The following is a 5,249-nucleotide window of genomic DNA, read 5'->3' on the forward strand; positions in this document are numbered from 1 at the left end:
TGTAGCTTCTCGTTGAAGAGTTCGGATTCTCATTGAAAGTTCGTGCGTCGTTCGGATTCGAATGATTGCTGAGAATCTGCGGCGGCGTGTCTGCGGCCGGATCGGTTCTGGGCGGTGTTTCATGGCGCCCATGACTGAGGACTCCGTCCTGCGGGCGGGCTTGGCCGATTTTGCCGAGAAATCGGATGTGTCCGTCCGGTATCGGGCGGACGACGGCAGATACGTCGATACGACGTTGCCACGTCTACCGGTGTCGGAGGTGCTGTCCGGTCGTCCGGTGCGGGAGTTCCGTTCATGGCAGGGACGTCGCCATTATTCCGGGTGGTATTGGGCCTCAACAACGGGCTCGCATGTGGTCTACGAGAGTCGGCTGGAGCTGGCGAGGATCCTTCTGGCCGATCAGGACCCGGACGTGGTGGGCATCGCCGCTCAGCCATTCCTTCTGAAGGGGGCTGACGGTGACCAGGTGCGCCGCCATGTTCCGGATCTGCTGCTGACCTATGCCGATGGCGCGGTGACGGTGGTGGATGTGAAAGCCGCTTCCCGCGTTGACGATCCGAAAGTTGTCGCACAGTTTGCCTGGACACGGGCGGTGTGTCGGCGGCACGGGTTCGGGTTCGAGGTCTGGAGTGGGTGCGATCCGGTGCAGCTCGAGAATGTGCGGTTCCTGGCGGGGTATCGACGGGCGATGACCGTGGCGACCGAGTTGATCGAAGCCGTCGTGGATGCCGCCGCCGAGCCCACGGCGATCACGGTGCTGGAGCAGCAGATGGCGGCCGTGGCACCGCCGTGGGTGATCCGGCCGGTGATCCTGCATGCGTTGTGGAGGTCGTGGCTGGCGGCGGATCTGTCGCAGGCCCTCGATGGCGGAACGGTGGTTTCGGCGGCGGCAGGGGGTCGAGTATGACCGAGCGCGCGATCACGGTGGCGGTCGGCACCGCGGTGCTCGTCGATGGGGATGCGGCGCAGATCGTGGAGTTCGACGGCCGAAAGGTCGTCATCTCCTATACCGACGGCCGCTACAGCAGTTTCTCTCTGACCGAATTCGTCACGCGAGCACGAGGTGTTGAGCCGGTCGGATCCGGCGGCGATCCCGGGCTGGTGCTGGCGGGGCTGACCGGAGAGCAACGGCGGCAGGTGACCGAGCGTGGTGAGCACGTCCGAGAGGTGCTGACCGGCTACCGGTCCGGTTATGCCCAGGCAGCCCGGGAGGGCGAGCCACGATCGGAATATGCTCCGAGCCAGCCGCTGATGGCGCGTTACAGGGCCAAGGCCGCGGAATTGTCGGTGACGTCGCGGGCGGTCGAGAAGTGGGTGGCCGCTTACCGCGAGAGCGGCGAAGCCGGGCTCGTGGACCGGCGCCGCGGCAGGAGCGGGTTCTCGGTCGTCGATCCGCGCTGGGAGACTGCGGTACGGGCGGAGCTGGCGGCGGGGGTGTCTGCGTCGACGCCGACGCGGTCGGCGGTGCTGATGCGGGTCGCTGATCGGCTCGACCGTGAGCACGGCGAGAAGGTGGTGCCGATTCCGTCGCAGGCCACCGCCTACCGCCGGTTGGCGGAGCTGACGAAGGGCACGAACGCGGTGAGCGGTTCGGCGAAGGCACGACGGTCGATCGCGGCCGGCCCGAAGGGTGTTCACGGGCGGTTACGTGCTACCCGGCCGGGCGAGTACGTGCTCCTCGATACCCAGGATCTGGATATTTTCGCGATGGAACCGGTGACCTGCCGGTGGGTTCGTGCCCAGCTGACCGTCGCGCAGGACCTGTTCGACCGCCAGATTCTCGGGTTGAAGGTGACCCCGGTGTCGACGAAAGCGGTCGACGTCGCGGGGGTGTTGTTCGAGGCGGTGACCGGCCGCAGTTCGGGACGGCCGACGCTGGGCCCGGCGCACGGGTTGCCGCGGTTTCTGGTGTTCACCGAGGACGGCACCGCCGAGGCTTCGGCCGAGGTGTGGTGCCCGCCGGAGACGCTGGTGATCGACCACGGCAAAGCGTTCCTGTCGGCCCACGTGATCGGTGTCTGCGCGCGGCTGGGCATCTCGATCCAGCCCGCCCAGCCCCGCAAACCGACCGACAAGCCCACCATCGAAAGGTTTTTCAGATCCTTACGCCAGGGCCTGATCCAGCACCTTCCCGCCTACAAGGGCCCAGACCTGCACAGCCGTGGTGAGGGCCTGGAGGAGCAGGCGTTTCTATTCGTGCACGAACTCGAAGATGTCATCCGGGATTGGATTTCGACGGTTTATCACCCGTCCGATCACGACGGGCTCGCGGTCGCGGAATGGCCGAATCTGGCCATGTCACCCAACGACATGTTCGCCACCGGCATCGCCAAGGCGGGCCTGTTGCGGATCCCGGCGGCTCCGGAGCTGGCGCTCGAATTCCTGCGAGTGGTCTGGCGCACCATCCAGAATTACGGTGTCGAGATCGACGGTCGCCGCTACGACGGTCCGGTGTTGAACGGCTACCGCAACGCATCGAGCCCCTACGGCGGTCTGGACGCCGGGAAATGGCCGTTCCGGGTCAACGACGACGACGTCCGCCACGTCTGGTTCTGCGACCCCGACGACGGGCGATGGCATCGGCTGGTCTGGGAACACGCGCCGATGCTGAACACGCCGTTTTCCGACGAAGCTGCCCGCTATGCCCGGTTCCTGGCGCGCCGCAACGACCGGTTCGCCGACCCGAACGAGGCGCTGAGACAAGTGTTGAGCCGCTGGAGCGTGGGGGAAGTTCTCGACCGCCGCGAGCGGCGCATGGCCGCCCGGCTGGCGGCCGAACGCGCCGGTCTGGCCGCGTCCGCGGAACTCGAGCTTGCCGGCGAGCCGGTCCCCGTGCTGCCCGCCGAGTCGCAGCAGGTGATCGCCGACAACGACGACGAGGACGATCTCACCGACGACATCGACACCGGCCGGGCAGGCGAGAACACCGGCGAAGGCCGCACCGGGGTGATCCCGATGCCGATCTTCGACGCGTTCGCCGAGGCGGACAAGAGATGGTGAACCGCCCCGCGCGCCCGGACCGAGGTGACGACCCGGCGGGCGAACACGAGCACTTGCAGTTGACCACGCTGGCAGGCTGGCGCGGCTTCGTCACCGAAATGCCCACTGCACCGAACCTTCTGCCCGACACGATCTGGACGGGCCTGGACGAGGACAAGCGCGACTGCTACGACGACGACCGCATCGCTCACCACTCCCGGCTACTGGTGGTCCAGACTCCCACGATCCGCCAGGTCATCACCTCCGGTCGCCGCCTGATCCAGCTGAACCGCAACGCCCACTACGGCCGCTGCGGCCTGATGGTGTCCGGGCCCGCCCGCACCGGCAAAACCACCGCGCTGACCCAGCTCGGCAAGACCGTCGAGGTGATCCACCGGCGGCGTCACCCGCACGCGACGGGCGACATTCCCGTCATCTACATCACCGTCCCGCCCGCGGCCACCCCGAAGATGATCGCGATGGAGTTCGCCCGGTTCTTCGACCTGCCGATCTCACGGCGCGCCAACATCACCGACATCGCCGACGCGGTCTGCGGAGTGAGCCGCGACGCCCGTGTCACCCTCGTCGCGGTCGATGAACTGCACAACCTCGACACCCGCACCCGCGCGGGCGCCGAAGCATCCGACACCTTGAAATACCTGAGCGAGAGGGTTCCCGCAACGTTTGCATATGCCGGGATCAGCCTGGAACGGACCGGGCTGCTGTCGGGGACTCGCGGCGAGCAGATCGCCGGCCGTTTCGGAATGGTCCGCACCAGCGCGTTCGGCCAGGACCAACAGTGGGCCACATTGATCGCCGCCCTCGAAGGCAGCCTCCGGCTGCACCGGCACCAGCCGGGCACCCTCACCAAACTCGACAACTACCTGCACAGGCGCACCCACGGAATGATCGGAAGCCTGCTCTGGCTAATCCGCAGCGCCGCCATCGACGCCGTCCTGGACGGCACCGAGAAGATCACCAAGAAGACCCTCGACTCCGTCGACGCCGACATCGCCTCCGGGTCCCCGCGCCCACCGGCCGCATGACCGCGATGCTGCCACGAGACCGCGCCGAGAAGATCATCGCGCTGCACGCGGCGGGATGGTCAGGACGCGCCATCGCTAGCCATCTCGGCCACAGCCAGCAGACAATCCGCGATTACCTGCACGGCCGCAAGAAGCCCGGAATCCGGGCCCGGACAAAGCCGAGTATGCTCACCGACCCTCTGGCCGACTACTGCCGGCACCGGTTCGCCGAGGACCCGAACCTGCGGCCCGCGACCGTGTTCCGAGAAGTGACCGACCTCGGTTTCGCCGGAAGCAAAGCCACGTTCTACCGCGACGTGGCCCGCCTCCTGCCGCCCCGACACGAGCAACCTCCCCCGAAAACGCAGAACTCGTCGGTGGCACCGAACCCGTTCTCTCACAAGCCGAAACGCACGCCGGTGCTGCCGCGGTCGGCCGCCCCGGTCAACGGGGAGACCCTCGTCTCCTACCTGACTCGCCTCGCCGACGCCAACCACCTCACTCTCGCCGAGGTTCTCGCCGTCCTTCCCCCGTGGTTCTCGACGAAGGCCAGCAGCGACGACGACCGCGCCCGCCACCACATGCTCGTCCCCGCAACCGGCGCGGCGCTGCTCGCGCTCGCGCACCTCACCAGCAAACCTCCCGCCGACCTCGCCCACGCACTGCCTCCCTTCGGCGACACCGACATCCAAGGCCCGCTCCGGGCCACCACCGCCTGCCGACGATGCACCATCCGCCGCGGCATCCGCGGACCTGTCCCCGTCCACCTGCCCGTCCACCACAATGTCTGCACACGCCACGGGATCTGGATCAGCGACGCCGACAGCCCCCAGCTCGATTTATCCGCCACCCCCGAGATCATCACAGCCCAACGCCGCACCAACCAGCTACTGCGCCACCACACACCCCAGCAAGTGACACTCGCCTACGCGACCGCGGTCAAAGCCGTCCCGCCCTGGCCGGCCTCGACGACCGCCCTTCCTCACCACTGGCGACACCGGCTGCTCCGGCTACAGACCCGCAACCACTATCTCGGCATCCAAACCGATCACGACAGCTTCACCCACGCAGCGATCTACCCCGACACCGTCGAGCTGGCCGCACAGATCCTCAGGCCCGCCAACCAGCACACGCCGAGAAGAAGTCGAACGAACCGTGAGAAGTAGACGTCGAACAGTTGATGAGAACCGACCACAAACCCCCAGGACAGACCACGAAAGTCGAACTTTTAGGCGGGAACCTACA

General features: G+C 67.0%; 4 protein-coding genes. All 4 read left to right on the forward strand.

Annotation, left to right across the window (positions count from 1 at the left end; translation table 11 throughout):
* Positions 1 to 130: 130 nt before the first annotated feature.
* Genes MLGJGCBP_RS15900 through MLGJGCBP_RS15915 form a run of 4 tightly spaced genes read left to right on the forward strand, consistent with a single transcriptional unit; the run spans position 131 to position 5,170 of the window.
* Positions 131 to 907, forward strand: a complete 777-nt coding sequence (locus MLGJGCBP_RS15900; protein WP_236581117.1) for a TnsA-like heteromeric transposase endonuclease subunit — start codon at positions 131 to 133, stop codon at positions 905 to 907.
* Positions 904 to 3,000 (forward strand): helix-turn-helix domain-containing protein, encoded by a 2,097-nt coding sequence (locus MLGJGCBP_RS15905; protein WP_236581118.1) that lies wholly within the window; start codon positions 904 to 906, stop codon positions 2,998 to 3,000. The genes MLGJGCBP_RS15900 and MLGJGCBP_RS15905 overlap by 4 nt, the downstream gene beginning before the upstream one ends.
* Positions 2,994 to 4,025: a TniB family NTP-binding protein gene (locus MLGJGCBP_RS15910; RefSeq protein WP_201453080.1), complete on the forward strand. Its 1,032-nt coding sequence runs from the start codon at positions 2,994 to 2,996 to the stop codon at positions 4,023 to 4,025. Before MLGJGCBP_RS15905 ends, MLGJGCBP_RS15910 begins: the two co-directional genes overlap by 7 nt.
* 5 nt (positions 4,026 to 4,030) lie before the next feature.
* Positions 4,031 to 5,170: a TniQ family protein gene (locus MLGJGCBP_RS15915; RefSeq protein WP_236581119.1), complete on the forward strand. Its 1,140-nt coding sequence runs from the start codon at positions 4,031 to 4,033 to the stop codon at positions 5,168 to 5,170.
* Positions 5,171 to 5,249: the final 79 nt, after the last annotated feature.

Source organism: Rhodococcus sp. T7, assembly GCF_009872365.1.
Classification (GTDB): Bacteria; Actinomycetota; Actinomycetes; order Mycobacteriales; family Mycobacteriaceae; genus Rhodococcus_F.